At 39.0% G+C, this 16220-nt stretch carries 16 protein-coding genes and 1 pseudogene; 9 read left to right on the top strand and 8 right to left on the bottom strand.

Translation table 11 applies throughout. From position 1 onward, the window contains the following. Positions 1-8: 8 nt before the first annotated feature. Both atpD and MSG66_RS00080 read left to right on the top strand, forming a co-directional pair. Positions 9-1403 carry a F0F1 ATP synthase subunit beta gene (atpD, locus tag MSG66_RS00085; RefSeq protein ID WP_003655528.1) on the top strand — a complete coding sequence of 465 codons (1395 nt, stop codon included), beginning with the start codon at positions 9-11 and terminating at the stop codon, positions 1401-1403. A gap of 17 nt (positions 1404-1420) precedes the next feature. Further along, a complete protein-coding gene (locus tag MSG66_RS00080; protein ID WP_002114076.1) occupies positions 1421-1840 on the top strand; it encodes a F0F1 ATP synthase subunit epsilon in 420 nt (139 codons plus the stop codon). A 61-nt stretch (positions 1841-1901) separates the two neighbouring features. Here the strand turns inward: MSG66_RS00080 and MSG66_RS00075 are convergent, their stop codons facing one another. The 4 genes from MSG66_RS00075 to MSG66_RS00060 all read right to left on the bottom strand — a co-directional run bounded on the left by MSG66_RS00075 (position 1902) and on the right by MSG66_RS00060 (position 5310). Next, the gene (locus MSG66_RS00075) at positions 1902-2498 is read right to left on the bottom strand and encodes a hypothetical protein (RefSeq protein WP_128814551.1); all 597 of its coding nucleotides are present in this window, start codon (positions 2496-2498) and stop codon (positions 1902-1904) included. 145 nt (positions 2499-2643) lie between these two features. Then, entirely contained in the window at positions 2644-3189 is a 546-nt protein-coding gene (locus tag MSG66_RS00070; RefSeq protein ID WP_042898442.1) for a glutathione peroxidase, read from the bottom strand. A 120-nt stretch (positions 3190-3309) separates the two neighbouring features. Next, the gene (locus tag MSG66_RS00065) at positions 3310-4074 is read right to left on the bottom strand and encodes a helix-turn-helix transcriptional regulator (protein ID WP_324651314.1); all 765 of its coding nucleotides are present in this window, start codon (positions 4072-4074) and stop codon (positions 3310-3312) included. Between the two features lie 21 nt (positions 4075-4095). After that, entirely contained in the window at positions 4096-5310 is a 1215-nt protein-coding gene (locus MSG66_RS00060; protein WP_324651312.1) for an MFS transporter, read from the bottom strand. A gap of 135 nt (positions 5311-5445) precedes the next feature. Between MSG66_RS00060 and MSG66_RS00055 the strand changes: the two genes are divergently transcribed. Both MSG66_RS00055 and MSG66_RS00050 read left to right on the top strand, forming a co-directional pair. Next, the gene (locus MSG66_RS00055; protein WP_128814552.1) at positions 5446-6099 is read left to right on the top strand and encodes a TetR/AcrR family transcriptional regulator; all 654 of its coding nucleotides are present in this window, start codon (positions 5446-5448) and stop codon (positions 6097-6099) included. Between the two features lie 110 nt (positions 6100-6209). After that, positions 6210-7130, top strand: a complete 921-nt coding sequence (locus MSG66_RS00050) for a DMT family transporter (RefSeq protein ID WP_324651308.1) — start codon at positions 6210-6212, stop codon at positions 7128-7130. A 390-nt stretch (positions 7131-7520) separates the two neighbouring features. Here MSG66_RS00050 and MSG66_RS00045 read toward each other — a convergent pair whose 3' ends face one another. From MSG66_RS00045 to MSG66_RS00035, 3 genes are read right to left on the bottom strand one after another with little or no spacing between them, the layout of a single operon-like run. Further along, positions 7521-8090: an L-threonylcarbamoyladenylate synthase gene (locus tag MSG66_RS00045; RefSeq protein WP_262473729.1), complete on the bottom strand. Its 570-nt coding sequence runs from the start codon at positions 8088-8090 to the stop codon at positions 7521-7523. A 51-nt stretch (positions 8091-8141) separates the two neighbouring features. Further along, positions 8142-9272, bottom strand: a complete 1131-nt coding sequence (gene dprA, locus MSG66_RS00040; protein WP_262473732.1) for a DNA-processing protein DprA — start codon at positions 9270-9272, stop codon at positions 8142-8144. Between the two features lie 20 nt (positions 9273-9292). Then, positions 9293-10447 carry a LysM peptidoglycan-binding domain-containing protein gene (locus MSG66_RS00035; protein ID WP_324651304.1) on the bottom strand — a complete coding sequence of 385 codons (1155 nt, stop codon included), beginning with the start codon at positions 10445-10447 and terminating at the stop codon, positions 9293-9295. 122 nt (positions 10448-10569) lie between these two features. Between MSG66_RS00035 and def the strand changes: the two genes are divergently transcribed. The 4 genes from def (at position 10570) to MSG66_RS00015 (ending at position 14019) form a co-directional block, all read left to right on the top strand. Continuing rightward, positions 10570-11100, top strand: a complete 531-nt coding sequence (def, locus tag MSG66_RS00030; RefSeq protein ID WP_004795267.1) for a peptide deformylase — start codon at positions 10570-10572, stop codon at positions 11098-11100. 43 nt (positions 11101-11143) lie between these two features. Then, positions 11144-11569: a DUF2946 family protein gene (locus MSG66_RS00025; protein ID WP_003655503.1), complete on the top strand. Its 426-nt coding sequence runs from the start codon at positions 11144-11146 to the stop codon at positions 11567-11569. Between the two features lie 73 nt (positions 11570-11642). After that, positions 11643-13757, top strand: coding sequence for a TonB-dependent copper receptor (locus tag MSG66_RS00020; protein ID WP_324651300.1), 2115 nt, complete (start codon positions 11643-11645; stop codon positions 13755-13757). Between the two features lie 55 nt (positions 13758-13812). After that, entirely contained in the window at positions 13813-14019 is a 207-nt protein-coding gene (locus MSG66_RS00015) for a hypothetical protein (RefSeq protein WP_324651298.1), read from the top strand. A 68-nt stretch (positions 14020-14087) separates the two neighbouring features. Here MSG66_RS00015 and MSG66_RS00010 read toward each other — a convergent pair whose 3' ends face one another. Next, the gene (locus MSG66_RS00010) at positions 14088-15302 is read right to left on the bottom strand and encodes an oxygenase MpaB family protein (protein WP_324651296.1); all 1215 of its coding nucleotides are present in this window, start codon (positions 15300-15302) and stop codon (positions 14088-14090) included. 88 nt (positions 15303-15390) lie between these two features. Here MSG66_RS00010 and MSG66_RS00005 point away from each other — a divergent pair. Next, a pseudogene (locus MSG66_RS00005) lies at positions 15391-15961 on the top strand (TetR/AcrR family transcriptional regulator). The last annotated feature ends 259 nt before the right edge of the window (positions 15962-16220 follow it).

Here is a 16220-nt window from a genome sequence, read left to right as displayed (position 1 = left end):
AGACAGCAATGAGTAGCGGTCGTATCATTCAGATCATCGGCGCGGTTATCGACGTCGAGTTTGAGCGCAATAGCGTTCCTAAGATCTATGACGCTCTCCAAGTTGACGGTACTGAAACTACATTAGAAGTTCAGCAACAGCTTGGCGATGGTGTTGTTCGTACCATCGCAATGGGTTCTACAGAAGGTCTTAAACGTGGCCTTAATGTAACTAGTACAAATGCACCGATTTCTGTTCCAGTAGGTCCAGCTACGCTTGGTCGTATCATGGATGTTTTGGGTCGCCCAATTGATGAAGCAGGTCCTGTTGCAACTGAAGAACGTTTGCCAATTCACCGTCAAGCGCCTTCTTATGCTGAACAAGCGGCTTCTACTGACCTTTTAGAAACTGGTATTAAAGTAATTGACTTACTTTGCCCGTTTGCAAAAGGTGGTAAAGTTGGTTTATTCGGTGGTGCTGGTGTTGGTAAAACCGTTAACATGATGGAGTTGATCAACAACATCGCGAAAGCTCACTCAGGTTTATCTGTGTTTGCTGGTGTTGGTGAGCGTACTCGTGAAGGTAACGACTTTTATCACGAGATGAAAGATTCTAACGTTCTTGACAAAGTAGCAATGGTCTACGGTCAGATGAACGAGCCACCAGGTAACCGTTTACGCGTAGCGTTAACTGGTTTGACTATGGCTGAATACTTCCGTGATCAAAAAGACGAAAATGGTAAAGGTCGTGACGTATTATTATTCGTCGACAACATCTACCGTTATACACTTGCAGGTACTGAAGTATCAGCATTGTTAGGTCGTATGCCATCTGCGGTAGGTTACCAGCCTACACTTGCAGAAGAAATGGGTGTTCTTCAAGAGCGTATTACGTCTACTAAATCTGGTTCGATCACATCGATCCAAGCAGTATACGTACCTGCCGATGACTTAACAGATCCATCGCCTGCAACTACATTTGCTCACTTAGATGCAACAGTAGTATTGAGCCGTGACATCGCATCTTCTGGTATCTATCCAGCGATCGATCCACTTGACTCAACTTCACGTCAGTTAGACCCATTAGTTGTTGGTCAAGAGCATTATGAAATTGCACGTTCTGTACAGAACATTTTGCAACGTTATAAAGAGCTTAAAGACATCATCGCAATCTTGGGTATGGATGAGTTAGCTGAAGAAGATAAATTGGTTGTTTACCGTGCGCGTAAAATCCAACGTTTCTTCTCTCAACCATTCCACGTAGCTGAAGTGTTTACTGGCGCTCCTGGTAAATTAGTATCGCTTAAAGAAACGATTCGTGGCTTTAAGGGTCTATTAGCTGGTGAATACGATCACATCCCAGAACAAGCGTTCTATATGGTTGGTGGTATTGACGAAGTGATTGCTAAAGCTGAGAAACTCTAATTTAAGGAGATCATCTCATGGCGACTATGCAATGTGATGTCGTAAGTGTTAAAGAGTCTATTTACTCTGGCGCAGTAACGATGTTAATCGCGAAAGGTGCTGGTGGTGAGCTTGGTATTTTGCCAGGACATGCACCACTCGTAACCTTGCTTCAACCGGGCCCGATTCGTGTTCAGTTGGAAAATGGTACAGAAGAAATCGTCTATGTATCTGGCGGTGTTTTAGAGGTCCAACCACATGTTGTAACGGTTCTTGCAGATACTGCAATCCGTGCTGACAATTTGGATGAAGCTGCAATTTTAGAAGCACGTAAAAATGCTGAACAATTGCTTGCAAACCAAAAGAGTGATTTGGACTCAGCTGCTGCTTTGGCTGCCTTGGCAGAAACAGCTGCACAGCTTGAAACTATTCGTAAAATCAAAAACCGCGCACTCTAAGTGTCGGTTTGAGATTAAAAAAAGCCACCGTAAGGTGGCTTTTTTATTATTTAGATATAAGTTAAGAATCAGTTTTTGAATCTGGTTTCTCATCTCCAGCCATAATCATAGCTGCGAGTTTAACCATATCCATTTGAATGGTATTCAGCTGTTTTTCAATTTGGTCAAAATTGATTTGATCTAATTTCCCATTTAGTAACGGCATGCTAAGAGCTTGTTGATTGGCATGTAATAAACTTTGGCGAATATTCTCAATTTCCTGACTTTTGATATCCAAGGTGAGAAGAGCTTGATTTAAACCTTGTAACTGCTGTTTTAACGTTGAAACAGTTGTTTTTAATTCATTTTGATTTTTATCTTGAATCGCTTGTTCAACGTCAAGTTGAGTGTCTTTCAGTTGCTCGACATAATCTCCAGCTTTAAGCTGTAAATTAGCAGCATCTCGAACCATATAAAAAATATTACCGCTTTTAAGTTCGGTTTTGCTCGGAGCAATATCTGGTTCTTGTCGTTCAATAGCTTGATCAGAGGTCTGTTCGGTTATTTCAGTATTTTCTTGTTCAGTAGCATGGTCTTGTGCCTGATCGCACCCGAGTAAAAGCATGCCTGAGGCAAAAATTACAAAAGGAAGAAATGCACCCTGTAAAACTTTTTTCATAACTACAAACAACATCAAATAAAGCAAAAAGGTACTATAGGCATAAAATATGGAGAAAGATTGTATTTTTGCAAACAAACAACATTTTGACGAGATAATAAAAAAGAGCGTAGAAAACGCTCTTTTTCAGATTTTTTTTTAAACTTTATTTTGCTAATTCTGCTTCAACTGCTTTAACGATTTGTTCATCATCCGCAGTTAGGTTTGGAGCAAAACGAGCAACTACTTCACCATTTTTATTAATTAAGAATTTTTCAAAGTTCCATAAAACTTCTGGCGCTGGATTAGTTGGAATACCTAAACCTTCTAGACGTTCACGGAAAGGACCTTCACCAATGCGTTCCGGTTGAGCTGCTGTTAGAGTCTCATAAAGTGGATGTTTATCTTCACCTGCAACAGATACTTTAGAAAATAAAGGGAAATGAACATCATAATTTAACGAACAGAATTGCTGAATTTCTTCGTCTGAACCTGGTTCTTGTTCTTTAAAGTTATTTGCAGGAAAGCCTAAAATTTCAAGACCTTGATCTTTTTTAGCTTGATAAAGCTTTTCTAAACCTTCGTATTGTGGAGTCAAACCACATTTAGAAGCTGTGTTGACGATAAGTACAACTTTACCTTTGTATTGTTCGAGGTCAACCGTTTCGCCTGAAATGGCTTTTACTGGAATGTGGTATACAGATTGTGTCATGAGTCTTTCCTAAAGTTTGTAGTTGATATCAAGTAACGCATTTGTTTTAACTGCTATTGAGGGGTAGTGCAATAATATTCGTGTTCAAAAAAGAAAAAGATTTTAAAAATAGAATGAAGTTTAGTTATTCCTGATTTTGATTGGAGTTTGACCTGTATAGCGTTTAAAAAATTCAATAAAACTTGAACTGTGTTGATAGCCTAAATCATAAGAGAGGCGTTTAATGGATGTCCCTTGCCGAATTTGATGAAGCGCATAAATAATTTTGGCTCGATTTCTCCATTCAGACAAAGAAAGCTGGAGTTCTTGTTGGCTCAGGCGTAATAGATGACGGTCGCTGACTGAGAAATTTTGAAGTAATTGCTGTAAAGAGTGATCAAAAAATGATGGATCTGAAAGCTTTTCTAAAATAGGTAATAAAACCGGATGACGTGTTTGAGGTAAATAGTGCGAATAAGCAGGAGCTTGTTGTAATTGGTCAAATAAGACCTGTAAAAGATGTTCTAAATATTCAGGTTTTTTCGACTGTTTTTGTTGTTCCAAGATTTGTAGTACTAAGGTGCGAAAAAAGGGCTGAATACTAAAGCATCGGCACTTATCTCCTAAAATAGAGCAAAGGCGGGGATGCAAACGAATACAAATATAGTGAATTTCATGGTCGATATCAGTTGATTGGTGAACGGTCTGTGGAGGAATCCAAAGGCCATAGCTAGGAGGGGATAAATATAATTGCTCCTCCACCTGCATTTCTAAAATACCATTTAGACTGAAATTAAAATCTCCCCAAAGAGAGGCATGAGGACGAACAATATCTTCTTTTTGATATAGAAATTCATGAACTTCAATACTGTTCAATAAAGAAAATTGCTGGTCCTCATTATTCATCTATATGCTCTGACTCATATTTTAATTTTCACAAGTAGCTTTAGGATTATTTAAACCTTTTGCTAAAGTAAATGTACTAAGTAATGCTAAGGCAACAAAGCTTAATACACCATAAATTAAAGTATTTTCATTGAAATGATCAACCACATATCCACCTAATAATGAACCCGTCGCAATCATGACCTGAAACATACCTACAAAAAGAGGCATACCTTTTTCAACTGCATTTGGCGCATGTACAAACATCCAGATATTTGCTGAGGTAGGGAAGGCACCAAACGCAAATCCCCATAAAGCCGTTAAGACAATAGCACCAAATTCATGAATGGCAAAAAGTGGGAATCCAAAAAATACAATTGCAAAGCAAGCACTAACAAAAGCAAGTGTATATCGGACATTTAAATTACCGCTATAGCCAGCAAACGCGTTTCCGAAAATACCTGCAATTCCATAGAGCAATAATAGTGAGCTAATGGTTGTACCGTTAAAACCTGCAATATTTTTGAAGAAAGGTGCTAAATAGCTATATGCACAAAAATGAGCGAGACCGATAAGTAGAACAATAAGCATACCGCTACGTGCTTTAGGTGTGCGTAATAATGCTGGTAAGTCCCTCAGATGGATTGGCGAGTCTGGAACAAGTTTAGGTAAAAAGATTAATTGTAAGATTAAAACAATTAAGCCAATTCCTGCCGTAATTCCAAAAGCGCTGCGCCAGCCATAAAATTCACTTAACCATGTTCCAATGGGAACACCCAAAACTGTCGCAAAAGTTACACCTGCCATTACAACAGCAGTTGCTTTGGCAATAGGGAGATGAGGGGGAGCTAATTTTCCACTTAAAGCGATTGCCGTGGCCCAGAACCCACCAATTGAGATTCCTAAAATTAAACGACTGAGTAATAAAATATGAAAGTTTTCAGCAAAAGCAGTAATGGTATTGGCAATCACCATAATTGCTGTCAGTAAAATGAGAACATAACGTCGATCAAGTAGTTTTACAGAAACAGGCAATAGAGGGGCGGCAATTGCTGCCATAATGCCGGGTACAGTAATAATAAGACCTGCTCTACCTACAGAAATATTTAAATCTGTTGCAACACTATTTAAAACACCAACAGGTAAAAATTCACTTGTTACTAATGCAAATGCTGTAATAGCAACGGCCAAAATGGCAAACCAGCTTCCTTGAGGGGAGGTCGTGGGTCGCGCTTTAGAGACACTGGGTTGGTCCATAAGAAATCCTTACTTGGCTAAACTTGGAGTGAAGAAAGGCAATTTATTAATTAACTAACGATCATTATGAAAATAAAATAGTTGATAAAAAATCGAACGTCAATTAATTTAATAACGATTGTTATAAAAATAGATGTGATCTTTATGACAAATAAGCATGAAACAAATTTGATTGCTGCTGAGGACACGCTGAAAAAAAAGCGTGGACGTCCTAAATGCTTTGATGAGCAACAGGTTTTGCAAAAAGCAATGTTGCTCTTTTGGGAGCATGGCTATGAAGCAACATCGATCAGTGATTTAACACAGGCTTTGGAAATTACAGCACCAAGCTTATACAGTGCGTTTGGAGATAAAGCGGGGCTGTTCTATCAAAGTATTGATTACTATTTAGCTCATGAAGCATGCCCTATTGAAACCATCTTTTTAGAAGCAAAAACAGCAAAAATCGCTTTTGAACTTTATCTATACGATAACGTCAAACGACTTGTTCAGCCAAATAAGCCTGCTGGTTGTATGCTCGTTGTTGCTGCTATGAATTGTTCTGATGCTACTCAGGATGTGCAACAGAACCTTCTCGATAAACGAATAAAGACCAAAGACAAATTATTCAAACGCCTTCAACAAGGCGTAGAACAGGGTGATTTGTCTCCAAATGCGCCGTTACAGGAAATGACAGACTTTTATGCAACAGTCATCCAAGGGTTAACGATTCAGGCAAGAGATGGGGCGAGTAATGAGCAATTACACAAAGTTGTGGAACATGCCATGAAAACTTGGACATTATTTTAGATTCTAAAAAAGATGATGTCCTAACTTCAATATCAATGTCGGAAATACGATATTTCAATTTATTAAGACATTCTTCAAAATAAAATCTCTTTTGTAGATGGTGTATTACTATGAGTCAGGTCATGAAATATCACAAATGGGCATTTATCTTTCCCATTTTGGCAGTACTGATTTGGTCTTTAAATATTGTAGTCACCCGCTATGTCTCAGATTATATCTCTCCGGTAAGTATCAGTTTTTACCGATGGTTAATCGCATTTATTATTTTAACCCCATTTATGTTGTTACCTGTTTGGAAACAGCGACATCTAATAAAACCATATCTGCCTAAGCTTGCAATTTTAAGTGCATTTGGAATGGTGCTTTATCAAGGACTTGCTTATACGGCTGCCCATTATACAAGTGCCACAAATATGGGAATTGTAAATGCATTTATCCCGATCTTTACGATCTTTGTTTCTCTTGCCATTTTGAAAGATGTACCTAATCGATATGCAGTGTTTGGCAGTATTTTGTCTTTTGCAGGATTGCTATATGTCATGTCCCAAGGAAATATTAGTCACTTATTAAATGGCGGTGGACATCTTGGTGATGCCTTAATGATTATTGCTGTGTTCTTTTATGCATTTTATGGGGTTTTTCTTAAGAAGTGGCAGTTGCCTCTGCCCATCATGACGAGTTTATATGTCCAGATTGGTTTTTCTGTTGTGTTTCACCTTCCGTTAATTTTCTGGTTCGGACTGGATGCTTTAAATGCAGAAAATGCTCCGAGTGCTATTTATGCAGGAGTATTTGCTTCACTCATTGCGCCTTTAGTTTGGATGTTGGCTGTTCAGCAATTAGGCCCGAATAGAACCAGTATTTTTATGAATTTAGTTCCCGTGTTTACAGCAATTATTGCAAGTGTTTGGTTGTCTGAGCAGTGGACCATTTATCACACACTAGGTGGTGTAATAATTTTAATAGGCATTGTTATGGCTCAAAAGAAGGTCAGTGCTAAAAAGAGTGAACTCATACAAGAGCAAAACTAAAGTCAGTGAAAAAACTATGGCATATTTTGAAAAAAATTGATCAAAATATGCCATTTTTCTATCAGTTAAAGCTTTTCTATATGATTTATAAATAGTTTATAAAAACAGATTGAAATATAAATATTAAAAAATTCGAGTAAAAATATTAATATAATTTTAATTTATAAACGAAAAGCCGTAAATTCCCTACACTTTTCATGCTTTTTTTAGAGAAATTATATATTTCTCTCATTTGATGGCTTACCCCATAATAGCGACCACTACGAAAGATGCTCTTTTTAGCAGATTATCTTTCGTTGCAGAGATATCCAAACCCTCTGGATGCGGTATATACCCATCCTTTTTTATGCTCAGTTATCCCTATATAACTGAGCTTTTTTTTGTCTGAAATTAGGCGCGGATAATCTCTCCAGTAAGCGCATTAATAATTCTACTTGGCTGCTGACTTTGGCCTAAGTCACCATTGAGATAGTTTAATTGTGAACCAAAGTATTGGCAGGCATCTTGTAGTGAATGAGCAGGTTCTTGCCCACTTGGGTTGGCACTAGTCGAGACAATAAAACCATGAAAAGCATTGCATAACGCCACACACAAAGGATGTGTGGTGACTCGAACAGCCACAAGAGGATGTTCACCTTTAATCCATAAAGGAACATTTTCGCCAGCAGGCAAGAGCCAAGTTGTGGCTCTTTCTGACGGTTGGTGATTCGTCCAACAATCAATAATTTCTTGTTGGGTTGTTTTTGGTAAAGAGGTTAATAGGTGCTCAACTTGGCTAATATGACCTGCTAGCAAAATCACACCTTTTTCAATCGGCCTCTGTTTAAGTTCGAGAATTTTTTGAAAGGCTTGTTCATTAAAAGGGTCGCAACCTAGCCCCCAAACGGCCTCAGTTGGATACGCTAGGACTTCACCTTGACGTAAACTTTCGGCTGCTTCGGTAACTGAGGTGGTAATCATGGTAATACTCTTCCTTTCAATCAGACAGAATTGCTATTGTGCGCTCCACTATTAAGAACGACAACGTAAATACAGTCCAGATTGTTGCATACATAAACCCAGTAGTTCTAGTTCCATGAGTGAAGAGGTGAGTTCTGCAACAGGCTGTGAATGGTGCAAAACAAGCTGGTCAATATTTTGGCCGACCCAGTCTAAAGATTGATAAAGATTAATTAAATGTTTCGGAATTTCTGGTGCAGAAGAAACAACTAGCTCACTTTGGTTTTGCTGTTGGCTTTGCCATTGGGTAGGAAGGGCTAAATCTTCAATAATCTGTTCAGGATGATCGACTAAAATAGCCCCCTCGCGAATGAGCTGATGGCACCCTTGATGAAACTCACTATAAATATGACCGGGAATAGCAAATACCGTTTTACCTTGCTCGGCAGCTTTGTTGGCAGTAATCAGTGAGCCACTTTTTAAAGTCGCTTCTACCACTAACACGCCTAAACTTAGACCACTGACAATTCGGTTTCTACGAGGGAAATGCTGTTGTAAAGGCGGCGTACCGGGCAAAAACTCAGTAATGATGGCGCCGTTTTGATCCAAGATCTGCTCTGCAAGTTTTTTATTTTGAGCAGGGTAGGTACTATCTAAACCTGTTCCTGTTATAGCAATAGTCCTTTGATGAGCTGAGGCTCCTTGATGGGCAGCCTCATCAATGCCATATGCCAAACCACTACTTACATAAAATCCTTTTTCACTTAAGTAATACGCAAAATCATAAGCAACTTGACGGCCATGAGGACTTGGTTTTCGACTACCCACAATAGCAATTTGTGGTTGCAACAAAGCTTGAGCTTGGCCTTTCCCAAAAATGATGGGCGGATGGTCTGTGTAAGGTAGCAATTGCGTAGGATAGCCAGAGTCATCTGAGGTTAAGATAAAGTCAGTATATTGATGGATCTGCTGAACCAGTTTTTCAAACTGAGCTTGACCCTGAGCAGTTTGAAATTCGTCTACACGTTTTAAATGGTTGGCATGTAACCCGAGATTGCGCCATTGGGCGAGTCCGGTAGGTTGAGTGGCCTTTTCACAAGTACCAAAATAATCGACAATTTTTTTAAAACTGACCAAAGAGTGCTGCACCAAATACCACACTTTAAGGGTGTGGTAATGGTGTGAAGAAAGTTGAGTAAGCATTGTAAAGTGTATATCCAGCGTTAATCGTTAAGACGAGGTGGCTGAATGCTTGAACCTACTTTAATAGGTAAGTCACTTTCTAAGATATAAGCATAGCTAAGCTGGTCAAATGTTCTAAATACCATAAGGCTACCGATTTGTTGTCCAGGTAACTGTATTGGTTCTTTGGTTTTAGGGTCTCGAATGGTTTCACCTTTTTGGGTAATATCAAAAACTTGTCCCACCTGAACGCCTTGAGCTGTACCTCGGTCTAAAGTCACTACACTATTTTTGGTAGCGGTACCAATTGAGCCCATGACACGAATGATCTTACCGCCCTCTGTAACTTGTTTGGCATCCACTGGATAAAACAGGGTAGGCAATGTTGCATCTTCTTCTGGCATAATCCGATCGCCACGGCGTACTTCAGAATTGTAGCTATCAGTTAACTCAAGCGTTGTTATATCCTTTTCAGAAGAGATAGCAATCCCAGAGGCAACTTGTTGCAGTTCAATACCTAGGCTGTGCTTTTTACCTTTACTGTCTGTGAAATAGTAAGGTTCGCCTTCACGGTAAACTGCATAACGTTGACCATCAATTAAACCTTGTCCGCGCGCATAAATGGTTTGACCTTTTGCCGCAAGTACGCGCTGATCGGCAGTTCCCACTACATAAGGGGTATGTTCAATTGCGTCAGTTGGTAAAATTGTGCTGTGTTCTAACCACTGTTTGATATGTTCAAGCGGAATGACAGGCACGTTGTCGTTGAGCGACTCCACACGAACTTGAGGTTGTAAGTTTGTCATTTTACCTGTGTAGCGACGAATAATGCCGACACAACCATCGCCCTCATCTTTTCCTATCAATGGTCGACCAGCTAAACTGCATAACAATAATCGATCACCCGGATAAATCCAGTGTGGATTTTTGACATGCTGGTTACTTGCCCAGATTTCTGGCCAACGCCAAGGTTTACTTAAGAAATGAGCTGAAATATCCCATAAGGTATCTCCTCGTTTTACAACGTAGACATGTGGTGCATTACTTTTTAGAGAGGGGGGATTATGGTTCGGACTAGCAGCATGAACCTCTGCTACTGTACCTATTACAACCCCTGTAAAAAGTGCGAAAGCAAGTAAATGCTTTTTTATCCCCAAAGCATGAAATTCAACCATGCCGTTAAAAACCTTTTTCATTATGATAATTCCTAAAAATTATGTGTGCAGATGCGTTATAATGAGCGGCTTACACACAATTTTTCGATGAAGTATTTCCTTCATTTGGTTTTTCAATCAATGGCATAAGTGAGGACGTCAGTATGGCCTTATTACCTATTTTAAGTTTTCCTGATCCCCGTCTTCGTACCATTGCTAAGCCTGTTGAAGAAGTTACTGATGAAATTCGTCAACTTGCAGCAGATATGCTTGAAACCATGTATGCCGCACCAGGTATTGGTTTAGCAGCTTCACAGGTAGACCGTCATATTCAGTTAATCGTTATAGATTTATCTGAAGCTAAAGATGAACCCTTGGTTTTTATTAACCCCAAAATCACTCCGCTGACAGAAGATAAGCAGCAGTACGAAGAAGGCTGCCTATCGGTGCCACAAATATACGACAAAGTTGAGCGCCCGTCACGTGTGAAAATTGAGGCAATTAACCTTGAAGGTCAAGCATTTGAGATAGAAGCTGATGGACTTCTCGCTGTTTGTATCCAACATGAAATGGATCACTTAAATGGCAAATTATTTGTGGATTATTTGTCGCCACTTAAACGTCAGCGTGCGCGTGAAAAAGTCGAAAAAGTTGTTCGTCAACGTGAGCGTGAAAAAGTTGCAGTAAAACGTTAAAAATTTCTATTGTTGAAACATTAAAATAGTGTGGATGTGATTTTTGGTTTTTCGTAGTGGTTTACTGCTTGCATGTGCAGCAGTATTTTTACAGGTCGCGGTATTTCTACAGCCGCTATTACCGAAGCAATATCAAATTGCTCCGGTCTGTGAAACTATTACCCGTGCTTTGCTGAAGCCCAAAGCACAGACGGAAGCCATGTCACATACCATGCATTCGCATCATGAACATCATATTGAGCAGGCTCAAGTACCTGAACACCATGACCATCATGATGCAAACCATCAATGTCAATATTGTACCGTCTATGCCAATCTGGTTTTACCGCCTGAATTCGGCGTAAAAGAAGTTTTAGTTCGCATACAAGTTCGCTTAGTCGCCTATCAACAAGCATTCAAACATGTTTATTTTGCGCTACAGCGACTTTTCCTACTCCCGCAAGGGCGTGCACCGCCTCTATTTGCATAAATAAAAGCAATTTTTTGTTGGGGTCTTGATTGACTTCAATATCACTTTATTTATGTTTTAGAGCGTATAAAAAATGTCACAGTCTAAATTCTTATTACAACCTTTATGGGTTGCGATGTTTGCTGTCTCTCATTCGGGTATAGTTTTTGCTGATTCCCAAAAAAATGATATCGATATAAAATCGTTTCACTCATTGGCACCTATCGTTGTTACTGCACAGCAAGGCAACGATGCAAACGGCCTGATCGTACATGCAGATCCAAAGCAACCAATTCAGCCAGTACCCGCAACCGATGGCGCAGACTACCTGCAAAGTATTATGGGTTTTAACTCAATACAAAGCGGTGGAACAAATGGCGATGTAACATTCCGAGGTATGTTTGGCTCACGTATCAAAATTTTAACTGACGGAACTGAAAATTTAGGCGCATGCCCAAACCGTATGGATGCTCCAACTTCTTATATTTCACCAGAAAGTTATGACCGTATTTCTGTCATTAAAGGTCCGCAAACGGTTCAATATGCCAATACAGGTTCAGCAGCAACAGTCCTTTTTGAACGTCAACCTGAAAAGCTCACTACAGAGAAACCTTATCGTGGGCAAGCCAGTGTCTTGTTAGGTTCATATGGACGTATTGATCATAATGTTGAAGCGGCAATTGGTGATGAGAAAAAATATATTCGTTTAAATGCCAATCGTTCTGAGTCCAATAGTTATCAAGATGGTGACGGAAATACTGTGCCTTCAGCATGGAAGAAATGGAATGCTGATATAGCACTTGGTTTCACTCCAGATGAAAACACATGGGTTGAACTCACTGGTGGAAAATCTGATGGCGAATCGCTTTATGCTGGACGCTCAATGGACGGTTCACAATTTGCGCGTGAAAGCTTAGGTCTACGTTTCGAAAAGAAAAATATCACTGATGTCATTAAGAAAATTGAAGGGCAGGTGAACTACAGCTATAACGACCATATTATGGATAACTTTAGCTTGCGTACACCGCCATTAGTTGAAATGAACCATGGTGGTATGACTATGCTGATGCCGAACCCAATGGCAATGCAAGTGACGCGCCGTACACTAAACTCCCGTTTGGCCATGACCTCTGAATGGAATCAATGGAGCCTGATCACAGGTATAGATTCTCAATTTAATAAACATGGCGGTAGCATGTCATCGCCAACAATGCCTTCTATGAATATTCCATATCGTCAAGATATGCGTTTTCAATCATATGGCGCTTTTGGTGAGCTCGGTTATCAATGGAACGATCTCAACAAACTGGTTACAGGTGTGCGTTTAGATAGAGTAACAGTTGAAGATGAGCGCGCAGATTCTCAAGCAAAAGGCTTTAATACTAAACTTGAAAAGACTTTACCAAGTGCATTTGTCCGCTGGGAAAATCAACATCCTGAGCATGACCTAAAAAGCTATATCGGTTTAGGTTATGTAGAGCGTATGCCTGATTATTGGGAACTTTTTTCGCCTAAACATGGTAATGCTGGCTCAACCAATACCTTTAACGGTGTGAATCCTGAGAAAACACTACAGTTGGATCTGGGCTTTCAGCAACAACATGGTGCTTTAAATACATGGGCTTCTGCTTATGCGGGCTTAGTAGATGACTACATTCTAATGAGTTATCACCATCACCCAAGTATGGATATGGGCGGACATGATATGAGTCATGATATTACTGCGGGTGCCAAAAATGTCGATGCAACCATTGCAGGTGCAGAAGCAGGTATTGGCTATCAATTTACCGACCATATTCAGGCTGATTTAAGTGCTATGTATGCATGGGGTAAAAACACCACAGATGACAAACCACTACCTCAAATTTCACCTTTAGAAGGTCGCTTAAATATTCGCTATGTGGCTGACAAATATAATTTAGGTCTGTTGTGGCGAGCTGTTGCTGAGCAAAACCGTGTGAGTCTACATCAAGGTAACATCGTGGGATATGACTTAAAACCAAGTAAAGGTTTTTCGACTCTTTCTCTAAACGGAAGTTACAACCTTCGTAAAGATATTGATGTCTCTGTTGGTGTTGATAACGTATTAGATAAAACCTACACCGAACACTTAAACAAAGCGGGTAGTGCTGGTTTTGGATTTGCGAGTGAAGAGCAGTTCAACAATATCGGAAGAAACTACTGGGTTCGTATGAGCATGAAGTTTTAATACGTTTTAACTTAATTATATGAATTGAAAATATTAATTGAATGAGAGAAATGAAATGACAAATAAATTATCGCCTGAACAATCGTGGTGGGGATGGAAGTTACTTATTGTGGCTTCTATCTTGGCTTTATTATTTATGATCATTTTTTACTTGGCGATTAACAATGAGCCTGACTACATGCCAAGTCAAAAAAAGAAGCAGATGATGGAGTCGCCCGAGCAAATGAACCACGCTGAAATGCACAGTTCATCAGCTCAATAAGCTTTTTAATATTTGAAAATGGAAGTCTGGTTAATGGGCTTCCATTTTTTATTTTTAGGTTTTAAAAATTATTGATGCATACTCGCCAAGGTTTTTGCTTTACCTTGATTTTGATAAAGCCTTAGACCAAGTTTTTGTATATTGCGGCCTGATTTGGATAAAAAATTTTCAACTTTTGGTGAAAGCTTTGCACCACTATAAAGTAGTGAATTACGTAAAATCAGATAATAAGCGAACCAAGAAGCAGATTGTTGAGGCAATCCGAGTAATCTCATTCTTTTCTTACCAATAAAAAATTGAGTAAGTTCTAAATGTTGTCGATAAGCAAGCTTCTGCTGCAAAGAGCGTAAATGCAGATATTTTCTCTCAAAAGGCTCTTTAGATAAGCTTGATCCTAATTCAACACTGCTGTTATCAGAGCACGGGTGAGCAAACTGCATCCAGTAAAGTAACCGCCAGCCTTCAGTTTCAGATTGAATAAGCCATTTTTCATCAATACCTATCAGCCAGCCAACATAACGCCAAAAATGCAAAAAACTCTTAGTTTCCTGTTTTGTCGGCCATATTCCTAAAGCTCGAATACCGAGCAAAACCACACTGCTAAACGCTAAATTGGTCATTGCTAAATCAAACTGATTAAGAGGAATTCCCCAAACTTCACTATCCCACCGTTCAGACTTTTTCAATTGTCGGCGAACGAGTGCATGAATAAAGCGAACATAAATGGTTGAGGTAAAACCTGCGCTTAAATGAGTAAGCCCTTCAGGTTCAGTAATATCAACCCACCATTTTGTAGTTTCTGCTAAACGAGTACCCGCCTGTTTCTTCAATGCACCCGTTAAAATGAGAGGCTGATTAAACCCCGGGTATAAATATCCCGCCATTAATGATAAATCTCTAAGAATAAAACCATTATTAATTCCTAAACGATGCGTAAATTTAACAGCCTCATCAATTTGGTGTTGGTCTAACCATTCAGGCTTTTGTTCAATGTAATTAAAGAAATTTTCTAACTCAGTAGGTATTGGCTCAGATAAGTCATTGCGGCCTTGAAATAATATCTTCTCAAAAATCATGCGGTGATCTTTGGGATTTTGCATAACCCAATCAATCACCTTATCCATTTCAACGTCCCCTTCATAAAGAGCACGTTGTAAAGTCACATATTCCGTATAGTTTGGCTGTGCTGGTTTTTCGCAACAGACATTTAAAAACTGAGTAAAGAAATTACTGTCTTGCATTTCATTAAACGTGGCAAGTCGAGTAGGGCTACTTGTTTGCATATTGTCACTTACTTATTGAGCTGAATAATAAATAGGCTAATATGAATAATTATTCGCATTCAATTCGCATTTAAAGAATAAAAAACCGATGAGAAAAGCCCCCCAGCAACAGCGTTCAAAAATTATTGTTGACCATATTTTAGAGGCGACACAACATTGTATTGCCCAGTATGGATTGCTCCATACCACGACTCCTAAAATTGCAGAGAGATCTGGAGTAAGTGTGGGTTCAATTTACCAATACTTTGAGAATAAAGATCAAATCATAGAAGAACTGTTGCGCCGTAAAAGCGAACTATTGGGGCAGCAACTCAAAGAATTAGTTATGCAGCAAGGAAATATTCCTTTGGATATCCTTATCCCCTTAGCAATTGAACTAGGATTTGCTGCATTAAAAGCCGATCATGGTTTTTTTATAGAGGTACTGAAGCATTGGCATGACTATAGTCATTCGCAAGCTGCTCAGATTTTAGAAAAACATTTTTTTGAAGTTGGACTATATACATTTAGTAGAAATCCCCATCAATGGGACTTCGAACAGGTGAAGCATAAATCCTTTGTAATCATCAATAGTACGCTTTTTACAATGATGAGATATGTTAGTCAGAACAATTTTCTTATCTCAGAACAACAACTTAAACAAGAATTATCGAGCATGATACTGGCTTATTTAAGTCAAAAATAAATAATTAAAATAATTATTGATATAAAACAATTGGTTAATATGGTTGTTGTTTTAAAAATGAACGCTCAAGTCATAAGTTTTAAATTTTCGCTTGCCAACGTAATTAGATGGTCTATAATGCACATCCATCGGCGGTGATGCAGATAGAAACTTGTTGAAAAACAGTTACTTGGAATTGAGTAGATTACTTTAAGTGATAGATTTGATAAGAAGTTGGTTTTGGAAATAAGTTT

This window comes from Acinetobacter sp. IK31 (assembly GCF_035615195.1).
GTDB classification, from domain to species: Bacteria; Pseudomonadota; Gammaproteobacteria; order Pseudomonadales; family Moraxellaceae; genus Acinetobacter; species Acinetobacter calcoaceticus_C.
The sequence above is the reverse complement of the archived record's forward strand: the minus strand, read 5'-3'. Positions and strand labels throughout refer to the sequence as shown.